At 66.3% G+C, this 15,631-nt stretch carries 15 protein-coding genes; 8 read left to right on the top strand and 7 right to left on the bottom strand.

The window, feature by feature from the left end; genetic code table 11:
* Position 1 precedes the first annotated feature (1 nt).
* The gene (locus AC5P9P_RS06090; RefSeq protein ID WP_164133356.1) at positions 2-1,765 is read left to right on the top strand and encodes a hypothetical protein; all 1,764 of its coding nucleotides are present in this window, start codon (positions 2-4) and stop codon (positions 1,763-1,765) included.
* 102 nt (positions 1,766-1,867) lie between these two features.
* On the opposite strand, the gene AC5P9P_RS06085 is transcribed toward AC5P9P_RS06090, so the two are convergent.
* Together AC5P9P_RS06085 and AC5P9P_RS06080 are read right to left on the bottom strand one after the other, a co-directional pair.
* Positions 1,868-2,281 (bottom strand): barstar family protein, encoded by a 414-nt coding sequence (locus AC5P9P_RS06085; RefSeq protein ID WP_005410312.1) that lies wholly within the window; start codon positions 2,279-2,281, stop codon positions 1,868-1,870.
* Positions 2,281-2,733: a guanyl-specific ribonuclease gene (locus AC5P9P_RS06080; RefSeq protein ID WP_033832926.1), complete on the bottom strand. Its 453-nt coding sequence runs from the start codon at positions 2,731-2,733 to the stop codon at positions 2,281-2,283. The genes AC5P9P_RS06085 and AC5P9P_RS06080 overlap by 1 nt, the downstream gene beginning before the upstream one ends.
* A 221-nt stretch (positions 2,734-2,954) precedes the next feature.
* Between AC5P9P_RS06080 and AC5P9P_RS06075 the strand changes: the two genes are divergently transcribed.
* Positions 2,955-3,566: a superoxide dismutase gene (locus AC5P9P_RS06075; protein ID WP_005410310.1), complete on the top strand. Its 612-nt coding sequence runs from the start codon at positions 2,955-2,957 to the stop codon at positions 3,564-3,566.
* 118 nt (positions 3,567-3,684) lie between these two features.
* On the opposite strand, the gene AC5P9P_RS06070 is transcribed toward AC5P9P_RS06075, so the two are convergent.
* Positions 3,685-4,533: an endonuclease/exonuclease/phosphatase family protein gene (locus tag AC5P9P_RS06070; RefSeq protein ID WP_032965923.1), complete on the bottom strand. Its 849-nt coding sequence runs from the start codon at positions 4,531-4,533 to the stop codon at positions 3,685-3,687.
* A gap of 163 nt (positions 4,534-4,696) precedes the next feature.
* Between AC5P9P_RS06070 and AC5P9P_RS06065 the strand changes: the two genes are divergently transcribed.
* Positions 4,697-6,262, top strand: a complete 1,566-nt coding sequence (locus tag AC5P9P_RS06065; protein ID WP_033832923.1) for a POT-type proton-dependent oligopeptide transporter — start codon at positions 4,697-4,699, stop codon at positions 6,260-6,262.
* Between the two features lie 7 nt (positions 6,263-6,269).
* Positions 6,270-6,896 carry a rhomboid family intramembrane serine protease gene (locus AC5P9P_RS06060; RefSeq protein WP_005410307.1) on the top strand — a complete coding sequence of 209 codons (627 nt, stop codon included), beginning with the start codon at positions 6,270-6,272 and terminating at the stop codon, positions 6,894-6,896.
* A gap of 56 nt (positions 6,897-6,952) precedes the next feature.
* Here the strand turns inward: AC5P9P_RS06060 and AC5P9P_RS06055 are convergent, their stop codons facing one another.
* Complete coding sequence (locus AC5P9P_RS06055; RefSeq protein ID WP_005413966.1) at positions 6,953-7,114, bottom strand: hypothetical protein; 162 nt, start codon at positions 7,112-7,114, stop codon at positions 6,953-6,955.
* A gap of 209 nt (positions 7,115-7,323) precedes the next feature.
* Here AC5P9P_RS06055 and AC5P9P_RS06050 point away from each other — a divergent pair, with 209 nt between their 5' ends.
* Genes AC5P9P_RS06050 through cfa form a run of 3 tightly spaced genes read left to right on the top strand, consistent with a single transcriptional unit; the run spans position 7,324 to position 9,680 of the window.
* Complete coding sequence (locus AC5P9P_RS06050) at positions 7,324-7,626, top strand: GNAT family N-acetyltransferase (protein ID WP_005410305.1); 303 nt, start codon at positions 7,324-7,326, stop codon at positions 7,624-7,626.
* Positions 7,627-7,663: 37 nt separating this feature from the next.
* The gene (locus tag AC5P9P_RS06045) at positions 7,664-8,545 is read left to right on the top strand and encodes a DUF3298 and DUF4163 domain-containing protein (RefSeq protein WP_049402270.1); all 882 of its coding nucleotides are present in this window, start codon (positions 7,664-7,666) and stop codon (positions 8,543-8,545) included.
* A 19-nt stretch (positions 8,546-8,564) separates the two neighbouring features.
* Entirely contained in the window at positions 8,565-9,680 is a 1,116-nt protein-coding gene (gene cfa / locus AC5P9P_RS06040) for a cyclopropane fatty acyl phospholipid synthase (RefSeq protein WP_005413964.1), read from the top strand.
* Positions 9,681-9,806: 126 nt separating this feature from the next.
* Here the strand turns inward: cfa and AC5P9P_RS06035 are convergent, their stop codons facing one another.
* Positions 9,807-11,975, bottom strand: coding sequence for a M3 family metallopeptidase (locus AC5P9P_RS06035; RefSeq protein WP_111173136.1), 2,169 nt, complete (start codon positions 11,973-11,975; stop codon positions 9,807-9,809).
* Positions 11,976-12,105: 130 nt separating this feature from the next.
* On the opposite strand from AC5P9P_RS06035, the gene AC5P9P_RS06030 reads away from it, so the two are divergent.
* Entirely contained in the window at positions 12,106-12,585 is a 480-nt protein-coding gene (locus tag AC5P9P_RS06030) for a glutathione peroxidase (RefSeq protein ID WP_005413962.1), read from the top strand.
* Between the two features lie 76 nt (positions 12,586-12,661).
* Here the strand turns inward: AC5P9P_RS06030 and AC5P9P_RS06025 are convergent, their stop codons facing one another.
* Positions 12,662-13,441 carry a ferredoxin--NADP reductase gene (locus tag AC5P9P_RS06025; RefSeq protein ID WP_005410300.1) on the bottom strand — a complete coding sequence of 260 codons (780 nt, stop codon included), beginning with the start codon at positions 13,439-13,441 and terminating at the stop codon, positions 12,662-12,664.
* A gap of 80 nt (positions 13,442-13,521) precedes the next feature.
* Entirely contained in the window at positions 13,522-15,393 is a 1,872-nt protein-coding gene (locus AC5P9P_RS06020) for an ABC transporter ATP-binding protein (RefSeq protein WP_005410299.1), read from the bottom strand.
* Positions 15,394-15,631 lie beyond the last annotated feature (238 nt).

The raw sequence follows: 15,631 nt of genomic DNA, 5'->3' as shown, positions 1-15,631 counted from the left end.
CGTGCCTCTGACCCGGGCCGAGCAGTTCATCGACCTGCTGCTGGCCCGCCAGCAGCCCAGGGCCGTCCTCGAGAAAACCACGCGCCTGCCGTATGGCTGGGCGCTGTGGCTGCGCTCGCTCGGTCCGTTGCCGCGGCCGCTGCACGCCAGCGAGTTGATCGCGGTGCTGCTGCCGCGTCCGCTGCCGGGGCCACCCGGGCAGTTGCCCCGGTTGTCACCCTTGCAAGCGTTGCGCCGTCTGTTCTGGCAGGACTGGGATGCTGCGCCGCGCGACCAGCGCTGGATGCGTTGGGTCTCGGCCTTGGCCAGTGCGCTGCTGCATCTGCTGTTCTTCATGCTGCTGCTATGGGTGGCAGTGATCCGCACCTCGGCACCGGAAGAACAAGGCGCCGAGGGCGAGCGCGTGCAGGTGGAGTTCGTCGGTCGCGCTACCCAGGAGGGCGGTGGCGATCAGCCAGGTGCGGAAGCGGCGGCCGCTGCACCGCCGGGCCAGGTTGCAGCTGGCCAGAACGCAGGGGCCGCAACGGCGCCTGAGCCGCGTCCGGCGTCGGCATCGGCAGCTGCGTCCGCACCCGCTCCGGCTGCAGTGGCCAGCGTGCCACCGCCGCCCGCCGAATCCGAGCCGGCGCCGGTCGCGGCACCGCCGCCGTCTCCGGTGCAGGCCACCGAAGTAGCCGAGGCCAGTGCGGATTTCGTGGTGCCACCGGTCAGTGTGCCGCGCACCGAGGTCAGCATCGTGCCGCGCGACACCACACCGACGGTGCGCGAGCGCAGCGTGCAGCCGGTGCAGGCGCCGCCGACCCCAGCCACACTGCGTGCGCCGGAGATCGCGGTGCGGGCACCGCAGCTGCGTGACATTCCGGTGCAGGAGCGCGAAGTCAGCACGGTCGATGCGCCGGCGGTGTCGCAGCCGCTGCGCACGGCTGATGTACAGGTCCGTGTGCCGCAGCGCGACGTGCAGGTGCGCGAGCGCGAAGTGCAGGCCGTGGTCGATCCGCAGGTACGGATGGCTGCTGTGGCCGGGCGTGAGCCGACCGTGCGTGCGCCGGCGGGCCGTGACCTGCAGGTGCGCGAGCGCGAAGTTGCGTCGGCACCCGCGGCGGCGCCTTCAACGTCCAGCGGCAGCGCGCCAGCGGCAACGGCGGCGCCTGCGGCCGGCACTGCAAGCCAGGCCAGCAGCAGTACGCCACGGTCGTCCGCCTCCAGCACGACACCGGCCCAGGCCGGCGCGCGTCCGGCTCCCAACCCGGGCAACTGGGCCACGCCTGCCAAGGGCGACGACTGGGGCGCGTCGAGCCGCAACCACGACGGCGCCAGCAGCGGCGCAAGCCAGGCCAGTGCCGCCGGCAAGGGCAATGGCCTGTTCAATGCCGATGGCAGCGTGCGCATGCCGGGGCAGCAGGGTGACGGGCACGCCGAGCGTGGCGCCCCCGGTGGCGCCAACGATGGCTGGAGCAAGGAGCGCATCGCGCAGTCCGGTACCTGGTTGAAGCGACCGCCGTACGATTACACGCCGACCTCGTTCGACAAGTACTGGGTGCCGCAGGAATCACTGCTGGCCGAATGGGTGCGCAAGGGCATCAAGTCGATGGAGATTCCGTTGCCGGGCACCGGTACGAAGATCTCCTGCGTGATCTCGATCCTGCAGGCGGGTGGCGGCTGCGGCCTGACCAACCCCAACATGCAGGACCAGCCGGCGGTGGCACGGCCGCCGCCGGACATTCCGTTCAAGAAAGAGCTGCAGGAAGATAACGGGAGCCGCTAGGCGAGGGGCGCGCCACGCCCTGGCCGGCTCGCGTTTGGGTAGGTGCCAACCTTGGTTGGCACAGGAACGCCGACCAAGGTCGGCCTCTACCAGGGCATTGCCCTACGCGCTCTGCGACAGGAACACCCAGAACGGCACGTCGCGGCCGACCCAGTCGCGGCTGGCTTCGTCCATCACGTCCAGCAACGTGTCGAAATCCTTCTGTGTGGAGGCGCGCAACGTATCCACGTCGGCCAGGAACAGCGCGTAACCGTCGGCCGGCAGCCATTGCAGATCACGCAGGTTGTCCGACAGTGCATCCCAGTTGCCGCCGAAGCCAGCCGGGAAATCCAGCTGCGCCGCCAGCCGGGCGAGCAGGGTGCGTTTGTCGGCCACGCCTTCCAGGTCGATGCGGATCACCTTCAGGCCGGCATCGCGCATCGCTGCGGCCAGTGCGCCGATGTCGTCGCTGTCGATGGCGTAGACGCCGGCATTGTTGATGTCATGCAGGCCGAGGCCGAAATCATCGTGGCTCATCACTGCGCTCCCTGGGCCGGTACGGTGAAGCTGCGGAACGATGCGTAGTGGTCGTCGGTGTAGTACCACGCCTCCGGCGGATCGCCGCCGGTGACGATGCGGCGCGTGCCACGGGTGCGCGCGCCGGGGGTGTCCACGGTGTATTCGCGGTAGTAACCGCGCGGACGCTGCGGCAGCTGCTGTTCGCGGTTGCCGAAGGTGCTGCCATCCTGGCGGTGCGGGAACGGCCCGCCGCGCTGGATCAGCGCGATCGTCTGCAGGGCTTCGGCGGGCAGGAAGGCGGGCAGACCGTTGCCCTTGCCGGGCGTGGCCGTGGCCGGTGCGCGCGCGGCAGGCGCCCCCTGCAGGTCCGGCGCGAACTGCGGCGCCGGCGGGCGCTGCATGAAATGGTTGACGACCAGGCCGAGCAGCAGCAGGGCGATGGCGGTGATCAGCAGCCGGGGGTTGCGCATGGGCAAGGAAACGGGCAAGGGTGGTGCTCGCACTGTAGCGCCTGCGCGCTGCACGGTGCATGAGGACGGCGCTGCGTCACCGCTGCGTAACAATTGCCGTCGTGCTCACCGGCAGGACGCAATTTCCTTTACATCCCCCTTGGTAATCTGGCGGTCTGTCCCCATCATTCACCGCGCAACGCCCGACACCGTCGGGTGCCCTCGCAATCAGGAGATGCATCATGGCCTATACCCTGCCCAAGCTGTCCTACGCCTACGACGCGCTGGAACCGCATATCGATGCGGCGACGATGGAAATCCATCACACCAAGCATCACCAGACCTACATCAACAACGTCAACGCGGCGCTGGAAGGCACCGAGTACGCTGACCTGCCGGTCGAAGAACTGGTGAAGAAGCTCAAGTCGCTGCCGGAGAACCTGCAGGGTCCGGTGCGCAACAACGGTGGCGGCCATGCCAACCACTCGCTGTTCTGGACCGTGATGGCACCGAACGCGGGCGGTAACCCGGTGGGCGACGTGGCCAAGGCCATCGACAAGGACCTGGGCGGCTTCGACAAGTTCAAGGACGCCTTCACCAAGGCAGCGCTGACCCGTTTCGGCAGCGGCTGGGCCTGGCTGAGCGTGACTCCGGACAAGAAGGTGGTGGTCGAGAGCACCGGCAACCAGGACAGCCCGCTGATGGAAGGCAACACCCCCATCCTCGGCCTGGACGTGTGGGAACACGCGTACTACCTGAAGTACCAGAACCGCCGCCCGGAATACATCGGCGCGTTCTTCAACGTCATCGACTGGAACGAAGTCGAGCGCCGTTACCAGGAAGCGATTGCCTGATCTCGTTGGCTAGATGAAATGAAAAGGCCGGGGGAGACCCCGGCCTTTTTGTTTTCCGCATTGGTAGTGCCGGCCGCTGGCCGGCAGCCCTGGAATGCCGGCCAGTGGCCGGCACTACCTATTCGGCCGTGGCCGTATCGCCCTGCAGGCGCAGGGTGGCCATTACGCCCAGACGCAGGCCCGGCAGGTCACCGTCGGCCGGCAGCAGGATCGGCTGCTGGCGGATGCCGCCGAAGTGCTTGACCTGGAACAGCACGTCCAGGCCATGACCACTGGCGCCACCGCCGCTGGCTGCCGGCGGCTCGGGGCGGCCGCCGGGATTGCGCCGGGCCGGCTGGAACCCCGGGGTACTGCGCACGAGCTCGACGGTGGTTGCCGAGAAATCACCGGCGATCAGGCTGGGCATGCCCTCGGCGGTGGCGCCTATCCAGGTCATCAGGTCGCTGGTCTGGTGCTGGCGGGCAGTGGCCTCGTCCGGGTCCGGGCGCAGCCGTGCCACATAGATGTTGACCAGCGCCTGGCCCAGCTTCAGCCGCATCATGCCGGCGGCGCTGAAGGTTCCGGGTGGGTGCAGCAGGGTTACGCCATCCTCGCTGACCGGCAGCCGGGTCAGCATCGCGTTGCCGTGCCGCAACGGCTGGCTGGGCGGATCGGCGGTAACGAAGTCGCAGCTGTAGCGCAGCCGGCTGGCCAGCCAGCAGGCCGGATTGCGGCCCTGCTGCTGCAGCACCTGCTGTACGGAGATCACGTCCGGCTGCAGCTCGGTGAGCAGGTGCGCCACCTGTTCGCGGCGCTGCTTCCACTGCGCATCATCGCGGCTGGGCAGTTCCAGCGCGGCCACGGTCAGCTGCCGGGGCTCGGCCTCACCGCTGGCGGCGGCCGGTGCCTGCGGCCGCGCCTGTGCCTGCAACGCCAGCAGCAGCACGAGACAGCTGAGCAGGAGACGGGCGTGGGCGAGGGGGCGCATAACGATAAGTTTACGCTTTTGTCGTGCAGGTGCCGTGACTTCCGGCATGTAGTGACGTTGCCTGCCATGGATTGGCACCGTTGTCATGCAGCCCTGCAGCGTGCTTCGCAAGCCCCGCTTCCGGTAACCTTGCGCCTTTCGCTTTGCAGGATTGCCTTACAGGATGAGCCACGACGCAGTTGCCCCCATCGCCGGCCAGGGAAAGATGCCGCGCCAGATCCCGTACATCATCGGCAATGAGGCCTGCGAGCGGTTCAGTTTCTACGGGATGCGCAACATCCTGGTGCAGTTCCTGATCACCTCGCTGCTGCTGCAGGAAATCACTGCGGAAGGCCGTGCCGGTGAAGCCAAGGACATCATGCACAGCTTCATGATCGGCGTGTATTTCTTCCCGCTGCTCGGAGGCTGGCTGGCCGACAGGTTCTTCGGCAAGTACCACACCATTCTCTGGTTCAGCCTGGTCTACTGTGCCGGCCATCTGTGCCTGGCGCTGTTCGAGAACAGCCGCGAGGGCTTCTTCCTCGGTCTGGGCCTGATCGCGCTGGGTGCCGGTGGCATCAAGCCGCTGGTGGCCTCGTTCATGGGCGACCAGTTCGACCAGAGCAACAAGCACCTGGCCAAGATCGTTTTCGACGCCTTCTACTGGATCATCAACTTCGGCTCGCTGTTCGCCTCGCTGCTGATCCCGCTGGTGCTGAAGAACTGGGGCCCGCAGTGGGCGTTCGGCATCCCGGGCATCCTGATGTTCATCGCCACCTTCGTGTTCTGGCTGGGCCGCAAGCGCTACGTGCTGGTGCCGCTCCCGCCGAAGGACCCGCATTCGTTCGCCAACGTGGTGCGTACCGCGCTGACCACGCGCGTGGCCGGCCAGGGCCGTCCGGGCCTGGTGATCGCCGTACTCGGCCTGGTCCTGGCAGTGGCCTCGTTCGGCCTGGTTGGCTCGCTGGGCATCGTCATCTGCCTGTGCCTGGCGCTGGTGTCGATCCTGGCCGGTATTGGCGGTGGCACCTGGATGCAGCTCGATCGCGCCCGTGGCCTGCACCCGACCGAAGCCGTGGAAGGTGTACGCTCCGTGCTGCGCGTGCTGGTGATCTTCGCGCTGACCACGCCGTTCTTCTCGCTGTTTGACCAGAAGGCCTCGACCTGGGTCCTGCAGGGCCAGCAGATGCAGATGCCGAGCTGGTTCACCGCCTCGCAGATGCAGGCGCTGAACCCGCTGCTGGTGATGATCCTGATTCCGTTCAACAACCTGGTGCTGTACCCGGCCCTGCGCCGCTTCGGCTTCGAGCCGACCGCGCTGCGCCGCATGACCGCCGGCATCGCCTTCAGTGGCCTGGCCTGGATCGTGGTCGGCGGCATCCAGGTGGTGATGGACGGTGGCAATGCCATGTCGATCTTCTGGCAGATGCTGCCGTATGCGCTGCTGACCTTCGGTGAGGTGCTGGTCTCGGCCACCGGCCTGGAGTTCGCCTACAGCCAGGCGCCGCAGGCGATGAAGGGCGTGGTGATGAGCTTCTGGAACCTGACCACCACCATCGGCAACCTGTGGGTGCTGCTGTCCAACGCTGCTGTGCGCAACGATGCGGTGACCCACAAGATCGCCAGTACGGGCCTGAGCGAGGCGGCATTCCTGATGTTCTTCTTCGCCGGTTTCGCCTTCGTTGCGGCGTTGGCCTTCGGTTGGTACGCGAAACGCTATCGTATGGTCGACAACTACCGTAGCGCCTGAGCCTGACATGACCCCCGTCAATCTGCTGTTGATCGCCATCACCGCCCTCCTGTCGTGGATGGCGTTCAACAACCGCAAGCTGGCCGACCGCCTGATCCTGTGGCCGCCGGCCATCGACCGTCACCGCCAGTACGACCGGCTGGTGACCTATGGCTTCATCCACGCCGACTGGTCGCACCTGATCTTCAACATGATCACCCTGTTCTTCTTCGGGGGATTCATCGAGAGCGTGATGGTGCAGCTGACCGGCAGCTACCTGACCTATCCGGCGTTCTACATCGGTGCGCTGCTGGTCTCGATCCTGCCCAGCTACCTGAAGAACCAGAAGAACCCGAACTACCTCAGCCTGGGCGCGTCCGGTGCGGTGTCGGCGGTGTTGTTCGCCTTCATCCTGATCAAGCCGTGGTCGATCATCCTGGTGTTCTTCATCCCGGCACCGGCCATTGTCTATGCCGCGTTCTACGTGGGCTACAGCATCTGGATGGACAAGCGCGGTGGTGATCGCATCAACCACAGCGCCCACCTGGCGGGCGCGGCGTTCGGTGTGATCTTCATGCTGGCCATGCAGCCGAGCATCTTCACCCACTTCCTGCGCGAGCTTTCCAACCCGACCTTCCGCCTCGGCGGCGGTTGAGGGGGCTGGGGTCGGATCCACTGGATCCGCCCCCGGGGGCAGGGACCCGCTCCTGGTCAGGCGCGGGTCTGCTGGCCGTAGGTGTCCAGCAGGCGGGCGAATACCTCTTCGCCGATGCGCTGGAAATCCTGATCTTCGGTCTGCCCTTCCACCGCCAGCTGCAGCAGGCCCTCCAGCAGGGCGCGGTCGGTGTCGGAATGGGAATCGCTGGGGTGCATCGGAGCCTCCGCGGTGGTGCGCATGATCAACGGTCGCAAGGGCCGTGCCAGCATGGCCGTACCCCTCCACAGGCGATAGCGGCCGTCCTCGCTCCAGCTTGAGGGTCGAAAACTGACGTGAATGGATTGGACTTGCCCCTGTTCAGGCTTCACGCGATCATGGCGCCCGGCTGCGCACCATCCACGCAGTCGCCGCAGGAGACAGTTCCATGGCTTCGGTCACGCCCCCCGGTCTGGCCTATGAGGTCGAACACGACCTGGCCAACCATCGCTTCACCGCCCGTGTGCGCGGACAGCTGGCGGTGCTCGATTACCAGATCAAACGCAGGCGCATGGTCATCACCCACACCGAGGTACCCGAGCCGATTGCCGGCCGTGGCATCGCAGGTGAGCTGACCCGCGTGGCACTGCGCTTTGCCCGCGAGCAGAAGTACAAGGTGGTGCCGGCATGTTCCTACGCCGAGGCCTTCCTGCAGCGGCACGAGGAGTACCACGACCTGCTCGCTGGCTGAATGCCAGCGGGCCACGCTTCAGCCATGGCAGGCGATGATGTACAAACATGAACAGGGGATCCCGATGAAGATTGGAAACAACCGGCCATTGCACGGCAGCGTGCTGGCCGGCGTGGTGGGCGTGCTGTTGCTGGCCGGTTGCCAGCGTGAAAGCGAGCCGGCACCGGCGACCGACGCGGCCCCCGCCGCCGAGGCCACTGCCGCAGGTGAAACGCCGGCCCCGGAAGCGCCGCTGGACCTGCGCGACGTGATCGAGAACAACGAGCGCGAAGTGGTGGGCATCAGCTACCCGGCCGGCATCGATCGCTACCCGGGCCTGGCGCGCGCGCTGCAGAACTACGCAACCAGCGCACGCAGCGACCTGCAGCAGGCACTGGACGGGCTCGGCAATGACAAGCCGACCATGCCCTACGAACTGTCGTTGAGCTTCGAAAAGCTGCTGGAAACGCCGCAGCTGGTGGTGGTCAGTGCCGATGGCAGCCGCTATACCGGTGGCGCCCACGGCGAGCCGCTGGTGGCGCGTTTCGTGTGGCTGCCGGCGCAGCAGCAGATGCTCAGTGCCGACAAGCTGGTGGCCGATGCCAAGGGCTGGAAGGCGATCAGTGATTTCGTCGCCGACCAGCTGCGCGAACGCGTGGCCACCCGCCTCAGTGGCGAGGACATGGACCCGGCCCAGCTGCAGGAATCGCTGCGTAACGCATCGCGCATGATTGCCGACGGTACCGGCCCCCAAGCCGACAATTTCAGCCAGTTCCAGCCGCTGACCAACGACAAGGGGCAGATAACCGCGCTGCGCTTTGTTTTCCCGCCGTACCAGGTGGGTCCATACTCGGACGGCACACAGACCGCCGACGTACCGGCGGCGGTGCTGTTGCCGCACGTGGCCAAGGACTACGTGGAGCTGTTCGCACGCGGTTGACCGCAGTCGAGGAGGTGGCGTGGATACAGGGTTGCAGGAGCGGGTCGCCGGCCTGCTGCAGGAAGCCGGGGTCCGCATCGGCGGCACCCAGCCACAGGACATCCAGGTGCATGACCCGCGCTTTTTCGCGCGGGTCATGGCGCACGGCTCGCTCGGCCTCGGCGAGAGCTACATGGACGGTTGGTGGGATGCCAACGTCCTCGATGAATTCCTCGTCCACCTGATGCAGGCACACCTGGATGAACGGGTGCACGGTTGGCGCGAAGTGGCCGATGCGCTGAAGGCGCGCCTGTTCAACCTGCAGGTCGGGCAGGGCAGCTACGAAGTGGGCCGCCGCCACTACGATCTTGGCAACGACCTCTACCAGGCCATGCTCGGCCAACGCCTGGTGTACAGCTGCGGCTACTGGCGCAATGCCGGTGATCTCGATGCCGCGCAGGAGGCCAAGCTGGACCTGGTCTGCCGCAAGCTGGGGCTGCGCCCCGGGCAGCGTGTGCTGGACATCGGATGTGGCTGGGGTGAAGCCCTGAAGTTCGCAGCAGAGCGCTACGGCGTCAGCGGCGTCGGCGTGACCATTTCGCAGGAACAGGCCGGGTTCGCACGCGAACTGTGCGCCGGCCTGCCGATCGAGATCCGCTTGCAGGACTATCGCGAATTGGATGAGCCGTTCGATGCGATCTTCTCGATCGGCATGTTCGAGCATGTCGGCGACAAGAACTACGCCAGTTTCTTCGAGGTGGCCAGGCGCTGCCTGTCTTCGCGCGGGTTGCTGCTGCTGCACACCATCGGCACCAACATCTCGCGGCATCGCACCGATCCGTGGATCGCGCGCTACATCTTCCCCAATTCAATGCTGCCGTCGGCGGTGCAGATCAGCAAGGCGTTCGAAGGGCGCTTCGTGCTGGAGGACTGGCACAACTTCGGCACCGACTACGACCTCACCCTGCAGGCTTGGCGACGCAACGTGGAAGCGGCGTGGCCGCAGCTGGACGCGCGCTACGACGAGCATTTCCGCCGCATGTGGCGGTTCTACCTGGCCGGATCGATGGCCACCTTCCGCTGCCGGCACGCGCAGCTGTGGCAGCTGGTGCTGTCGCCGGAAGGCGTGCCGGGCGGGTACGTGGCGCCGCGCTGAAGCCAGCGCGGGGCGGAAACCCCGGGGTCAGATCCCTTTTCTCAGAAAAGGGCTCTGACCCCAACCACAACAAAAAACCGCCCGGTTTCCCGGGCGGTTTTTCGTTTCAGGCTACTGCGCGGGCGATCAGTTGCCGGCGCCGGTCAGGCCACGCTTTTCCAGCAGCGGTTCGATCTGCGGCTCGTGGCCGGCGAAATCGCGGAACAGCTGCATCGCGTCGACGCTGCCGCCCTTGGACAGCAGGGTGGCGCGGAAGTGGTCGCCGTTCTTGCGGCTCAGGCCGCCGTTGTCCTTGAACCACTTCTGGGTGTTGGCGTCGAGCACTTCCGACCAGATATAGGCGTAGTAACCGGCCGAATAGCCGCCCATGATGTGGCTGAAGTACGGGGTCTTGTAGCGCGGCGGCACCGGCGCGTAGTAGATGCCGTCCTTCTCCAGCGCGGCGCGCTCGAAGGCCATCACGTCCTTGGCGGCCGGCACCTGGTCGGCGCCGATCTGGTGCCAGCGCTGGTCCAGCATGGCCGCACCCAGGTACTCGGTGGTAGCGAAGCCCTGGTTGAACTTGGCTGCCGCCAGCACCTTGTCCAGCAGTGCCTGCGGCATCGCCGAACCATTCTGGTAGTGCTTGGCGTAGTTCTTCAGGATGACCGGGTTGTCGGCCCACATCTCGTTGACCTGCGAGGGGAACTCGACGAAGTCACGCGGCACCGAGGTGCCCGAGAAGTACGGGTACTTCACGTTGGAGAACATGCCGTGCAGGGCGTGGCCGAACTCGTGGAACGTGGTGTTCACCTCGTCCCAGGTCAGCAGGGTCGGCTGGCCGGCCGGCGGCTTCGGAATGTTCAGGTGATTGGCGACCACCGGCTTGAAGCCGGTCAGCTTGGACTGCGAGACGTAGGAGTTCATCCACGCGCCACCGCGCTTGGAGGCGCGTGCATACGGGTCGAAGATGAAGATCGCCAGCTGGCTGCCGTCGGCGTCGAACACGTCGTAGACGGTGACGTCATCGTGGTAGACCGGCAGGTCGGTGCGCTGCTTGAAGGTCAGGCCGAATTCCTGGCCCGCGGCGTAGAACACGCCGTTCTCCAGCACGTTCTTCATTTCGAAGTACGGCTTCAGCTGCGACTCGTCGAAGTTGTACTTGGCCTGGCGCACTTTCTCGCTGTAGAAGGCCCAGTCCCACGGTTCCAGCTTGAACGTCGGCTTGCCAGCGGCCTTCTGTTCCTGGTCGATCATCGCCTGCAGGTCGGCGGCTTCACGCTTGGCGTTGGCCACCGCGGCCGGGGCCAGCTTGCCCAGCATCGCGTTGACCGCTTCGGGGGTCTTGGCGGTCTGGTTGGTCAGGTTGTAGGCGGCGAAGTTCGGGAAGCCCATCAGCTTGGCCTTGTCGGCGCGCAGCTGCATGATGCGCGAGACCAGAGCGGTGTTGTCGAACTCACCGCCGCGGCTGCCGCGGCTCACCGATGCTTCGTAGATCTTCTGGCGCAGGGCGCGGTTGGCCAGGTTGGTCAGCGGCGGCTGGCCGGTGGTGTTGAGCAGGGTGATCACGTACTTGCCGTCCTGGCCGCGGGCCTTGGCGGCTTCGGCGGCGGCGGCGATCTGCTCCTTGGACAGGCCGTCCAGTTCCTTGACGTCGTCGACGGTGATCGCCGAAGCGTTCACCTCCGACTGCACGTTCTGGCTGAACTTGGTCCCCAGGTTGGCCAGCTCGGCGTTCATCTCCTTCAGCTTGGCCTTGTCGGCGTCGGACAGCCTGGCGCCTGCGCGCACGTAGTTGTCGTAGTACTTCTCGACCAGGCGCACGCCTTCGGCGTCCAGGCCCAGCTGGCTGCGGGTGTCATACAGCGCCTGGATGCGGGCGAACAGCTTGCCGTTCAGCGCGATCGCATCGCTGTGCGCGGCGAACTTCGCCGAGTAGTCGGCCTGCAGCTTCTTGCGGGTGTCGTTGGTGTCGGCACCGACCAGGCTGAAGAACACGGTGGTCGCGCGGTCGAGGACATCACCGCTCTTTTCCAGGGCGATGATGGTGTTGTCGAAGGTCGGCTTGGCCTTGTTGTTGGCGATGGCCTCCACTTCCTTCAGCTGCTGCGCCATGCCGGCGTCGAAGGCCGGGGCGAAGTCGCTGTCCTTGATCTTGTCGAACTGCGGGAAGTGCAGCGGCAGCGGGCTTTCGGCGAAGAAGGGATTGGCCTGCTGGGCGGTGCTGCTGGCGGCCGGGGTGGCGGCGCCGGCCGAGAAGGCGGGCAGGGCAAGGCCGAGGGACATGGCCACGGCAAGGGCAAGGCGGGTGGTCAAGGCAGGAACTCCGGTAAGGCAAACAAGGGCCCGAGGGTAACCCGGCCGGCGGCGCCCGCACTTGTGTCAAAAGGCATGTTGCCGCGGCCGGGCGCGGGTACCATGCATTCACCGCCCACGGTTCAGCGCCATGACCACTGCCTACGATTTCAGCTTCCGCGACCTCGACGGCCAGCCACAGGCCCTCGCCGGGTACCGGGGTCACCCGCTGTTGCTGGTCAATGTCGCCAGCCGCTGTGGCTTCACCCCGCAGTACACCGGGCTGGAACAGCTGTGGCAGGAGTATCGCGAGCGTGGCCTGGTGGTGATCGGCTTCCCATGCAACCAGTTCGGCGCGCAGGAGCCGGGGGACGCCGCGCAGATCCGCCAGTTCTGTTCGCTGGATTATCCGGTCAGCTTCCCGCTTTCGGAGAAGATCGAGGTCAACGGCGAGGGGGCTGATCCGTTGTGGGCATGGCTGTCACGCGAGAAGCGCGGCCTGCTGGGTAGCGCCCGCATCAAGTGGAATTTCAGCAAGTTCCTGGTCGATCGCCAGGGGCGGGTGGCTGCGCGCTTTGCGCCAACCACCAGGCCGGAACAGCTGCGCAGCGCGATCGAAGCGCTGCTGTGAAGGGGGTAGTGCCGGCCGCTGGCCGGCAATCCCGGAGCGCACGGAGAGCCGGCCGGCGGCCGGCTGCCGTTGCAGATCATTTCTCGACGAACGCGCGCTCGAACACGTAGTGGCCCGGCTGGCCGATGCGCGGCGAGACCTGGAAGCCGCGGGCATCGAGCACGCTGCGCAGATCAGCCAGCATCTGCGGGCTGCCGCAGATCATCGCGCGGTCGTTTTCCGGGCTCAGCTCCGGCAGGCCGAGGGTGCGCTGCATCTGGCCGCTTTCCATCAGCTGGGTCAGGCGGCCCTGGTTGGCGAACGGCTCGCGGGTGACCGCGGGGTAGTACAGCAGCTTGTCGCCGATCATCTCGCCCAGGAACTCGTGCTCACGCAGTTCCTTCTCGAAGTAATCGCGGTAGGCCAGATCCTTCTCGTAGCGCACGCCGTGGCAGAGGATCACCTTCTCGAAGCGCTCGTAGGTCTCCGGGTCCTTGATGACCGACAGCCACGGCGCCATGCCGGTGCCCGTGCCCAGCAGGTACAGGTTCCTGCCCGGGTGCAGGTCGCTGATCAGCAGGGTGCCGGTGGGCTTCTTGCCGACCAGCACCTTGTCGCCCGGCTTGATGTGCTGCAGGCGCGAGGTCAGCGGGCCGTCCTGCACCTTGATGCTGAAGAACTCCAGGTGCTCTTCCCAGTTGGCGCTGGCGATGGAATAGGCGCGCAGCAGCGGCCGTGCCTCGGTTTCCAGGCCGATCATCACGAACTGGCCATTCTCGAAGCGGAAGCCGCTGTCGCGGGTAGTGGTGAAACTGAAGTAGGCATCGGTCCAGTGACGGACCTCAAGCACCGTTTCGGCGCCGAAAGCGGAGGACATGGGCGTATCTATCGGAAGTCGTCGGGGGTGATTCTATCTCAAATGAGATGGGTTCTCATTGGGCGGAACGAGAGGCGTTCTCAGCGGTAACCCGCCGCCTGCAGCTCGAACAGCTCGGCGTACCGTCCTCCTTGGGCCATCAGCTGCGCATGGGTGCCGCTGGCCTCGATGCGGCCATCGGCCAGCACCAGGATGCGATCGGCCATGCGTACCGAAGAGAAACGGTGGGAAATCAGCACTGCCGTACGATTATCCGCCAGCTCCCTGAACCGCTGGAACACTTCGAACTCACTGCGCGCGTCCAGCGCTGCCGTTGGCTCATCCAGGATCATCACCTGCGCATTGCGCATCCACGCGCGGGCAATGGCGATCTTCTGCCACTGGCCACCGGACAGGTCCACGCCCTGCTTGAAGCGGCGCCCGATCAGCTGGTCGTAGCCGCCGGGCAGGTCGTCGATCACTTCCTCGGCCATGCCTCGTCGCGCGGCATCGGCGATGCGTGCCTGGTCGTCCATCGCCTCGACCTGGCCGACGCCGATGTTCTCGCCGGCGCTGAGGTTGTAGCGCACGAAGTCCTGGAAGATCACCCCGAGGTTGGCGCGCAGGTCGTCCAGGTCGTAGTCGCGCAGGTCGCGGCCGTCGAGCAGGATGCGGCCTTCGTCGGGCTCGTACAGCCGTGCCAGCAGTTTCACCAGCGTGGTCTTGCCCGCGCCGTTCTCGCCGACCAGGGCCAGCACTTCGCCGGCCTGCAGCTGGAAATCGAGGTGGCGCACCGCCCACTGTTCGGCATCGGGATAGCGGAAACCGACGTTCTCGAACACGAAACCCTGCTGGATCGGCTGCGGCACGCGCACCGCACCTTCGCGCGAGTGGATTTCCGGCTCGATCTGGAAGAACGAGAACAGGTCGTCCAGGTACAGTGCCTGGCTGGCCACCTGCGAGAAGCCGATCAGCAGGCCTTCCAGCAGCTGGCGCAGGCGCAGGAAGCTGCCGGCGAGGAAGGTCAGGTCGCCGATCGAAAAGTCGCCGCGTACCGTACGCCAGGCAATGTAGGCGTAGGCGGTGTAATACCCCAGCGTGCCCAGCGCGGCCAGCAGCGTGCCCCAGAACGCGCGGCGCCGGGCCAGTGCACGGTTGGCCTGGAACAGCGCCACCGACAGCCGCCGGTAGCGTTCCACCAGGAAGCGGTGCAGGTTGTAGATCTTCACTTCCTTGGCCGTTTCCACGCTGGCACCGAGCTGGCGCAGGTAGTCGAGCTGGCGGCGCTCGGGCGTCCACTGGAAGTTGAGGCTGTAGCCGGCCGCGTTGAAGTGCGATTCGCCGATGAAGGCCGGCACCAGTGCCAGCGCCAGCAGCAGGATCAGCCACGGCGCGTAGACCAGCAGGCCGACAGCGAGGCTGGCCACGGTGATCGCGTCCTGGACCTGGCCGAACAGCTGGCTCATCAGGTTCATCCGGCCCATGGTCTGGCGCCGCGCACGGTCCAGCTTGTCCTGCAGGTCCGGGTCCTCGAAGTCCTCCAGATCCAGCGTCGCCGCGTGTTCCATCAGCCGGATGCTGGTGACGTTGGCGAACAGCTCGGAGAGCAGGGCATCGGCGTAGCTGACCAGCCGGCCGAGCAGGTCCGAGGCGATGGCCAAGCCGAATTCCAGCGCCAGCAGGCCCAGCAGCGGGTTCAGCACGCCGCTGGACAGCGCTTCGCCCAGCGGCGGGAAGCCCGCGTCGTGCTGGCTCAGGTGCAGGGCGCTGTCGATGATCAGCTTGCCGACGTACAGCATCGCCACCGGCAGCAGCGCGCGGATCAGGCGCAGCCCCAGGCTGGCCAAGGTGAGCGCGGGACTGGTCTTCCAGACCATGCGCAGGAACGGCGGCAGGTTGCGCATCGCCCTGAAGCGCTGGCGCAGGCTGGGTTTCTTTGCGGCGTCAGCGCCAGCGGTGGGGGTGGCAGGCATGCGCGTATTGTGCGCGCCTGATACGTGCAGAGGGGGTCAGTGCAGGCGTGTGGCTGGCGCCGGGGTCAGATCCCTTTGCGCGGCAAAGGGCTCTCACCCCAGCGACCCACAGCGGGTCAGATCCCTTCGCGAAGCGAAGGGATCTGACTCTCCCGCATCCACGCGTAGCGTGGATCTACCGTGTCGACCAAGGTCGACACCTACCGGCAGCTCCAGTGAATTGTCGAAGGCGGGGTGG

This window comes from Stenotrophomonas sp. YJH_SMC_14-1 (genome assembly GCF_059372275.1).
Note: the sequence above shows the minus strand (reverse complement) of the source record. Positions and strands in the feature narration are given on the sequence as shown.